This is a genomic window from Caballeronia arationis (assembly GCF_001544975.2).
GTDB lineage: Bacteria > Pseudomonadota > Gammaproteobacteria > Burkholderiales > Burkholderiaceae > Caballeronia > Caballeronia arationis.
Window position 1 is genome coordinate 1 of record NZ_FCOG02000408.1, and the last position, 1,647, is coordinate 1,647.

1 protein-coding gene is annotated in these 1,647 nt (G+C 54.7%); it reads right to left on the reverse strand.

The features are described from left to right. Positions 1–290 precede the first annotated feature (290 nt). Positions 291–1,647 (reverse strand): IS1182 family transposase (locus AWB81_RS42740; RefSeq protein WP_235026254.1); only part of this gene is annotated, 1,357 nt, incomplete at its 5' end.

The window sequence follows — 1,647 nt, forward strand, 5'->3', positions numbered from 1 at the left end:
TGCCTGAAGCACGTGGCCGAGATGAGGACATTCCTGGCGCATTCCATCAGGGCTCGCGGCTTCGGCCTGCGTAAAGCCGCATATAAGACCGCAGCCGATACCTCGTTACGGCATCACATGAAGATCAACTTGGCAAACCGGGCGGTGTCCATATAAGGCTGTGTGAAAACGGGTCGCAGCATATCGACGAGTTGCCGGCAGACGCGATCGATCGACCATCGATCGGGTAGCCGCGATCGGGCAGGAGCAATTTCGCCCTTCTTTCAATTATCGCGACTCGCTATGCGCTCTCACGTCTTCATCGCATCAATTAACGACTGCGTTCCTAGGATACTTATTGCTCGCTTCAGGTTGTACGCCAATACGTGAAGGCTCATTTCGGTTCGCACGCGCGGAAGCGTTTTCATCAGGAAGTGCGCGGAGCCCATCCAGAACTTGAGCGTTCCGAATGGATGCTCGACTGTCTGCCTTCGCAATCTCGCGGCGTCTGGGTTCTGATCGAGTCGACGCTGCATATCCTCAAGTACCTTTTCATGTTCCCACCGCGCCACCCTTCGATATGGACTCGGAGTGCACTGCGGCTTTAGTTTGCAACTTGGACATGCTGAAGGCCAATACTTGTGGATCTTCAGTCCAGCCTCAATCGTCGTGAAGCGCCAAATGGCCCGCTCTCCTGCTGGACAGCGATACTCATCATCCGACTCAATGTAAACAAAGTCTCGCTTGTCAAAGCGACCCTCTGCCTTACTGTTCGAGGTCAGCGGCTTGGGCACCAACGTCTTGATTCCCTCTTGCTCGCAGCGCAGAATTTCATCGCTCTTGTAGTAGCCGCGATCGGCAAGCGCCGTCAGTTTCTTTTGACCGATAGCATCTCGCGCCATTTTCGCCATCGTAGCCAGTTGCGAACGATCGTGACCAACATTGACGACATCATGGGCAACGATCATGTGATTCTTAAGATCTACAGCGGTTTGCACGTTGTAGCCGACCGTTCCCGTGCCACGCCCGCTAGTTGCCATAGACCGCGCGTCCGGGTCCGTCAGCGAGATCTGGCCGTCGGGAGCTCCGCGCATCTGCGTCTCGATCTCGCCGAGCTTTTGCACTTGCGCTTTGAGCTTCTCGATCTTCTCCTTCAGGTGAGGGATGCGTTCGTCCGGCAGGCTCGCTGGCTCTCGATCGGCCCGGTCCAGTTCATCCATGTAGCGGTCAATGCATTGCTCGAGTTGGTCCATGCGAGCCTGGAGCTTGCGCTCAGTGAAGTTTTTGTCTCGATTGTTGACCGCTTTAAATTTGCTGCCGTCGATGGCAACCGTAGCATCTGAGAATAGTTTCAACCGCCGGCACAGTAATACAAACTCGCGGCAGACTTTGCGGATTGCAACTCCGTTATCCTTTCGGAAGTCAGCGATAGTCTTGAAGTCGGGAGTCAAGCGGCCTGTCAGCCAGATCAATTCGAGATTCCGTTGTGCTTCGCGCTCGAGGCGCCGACTCGATTGAATCCGATTCAAGTACCCGTAGATGTAAAGCTTGAGCAACGTCGATGGATGATATGCCGGTCGGCCAATCAAAGGAGTTATGGTCGGAACTGGTGTTCGGGTGAGGCAGGGATTTGAAGGCGGTGGCGGTTTAGCTGAGAATGTTGCTTGT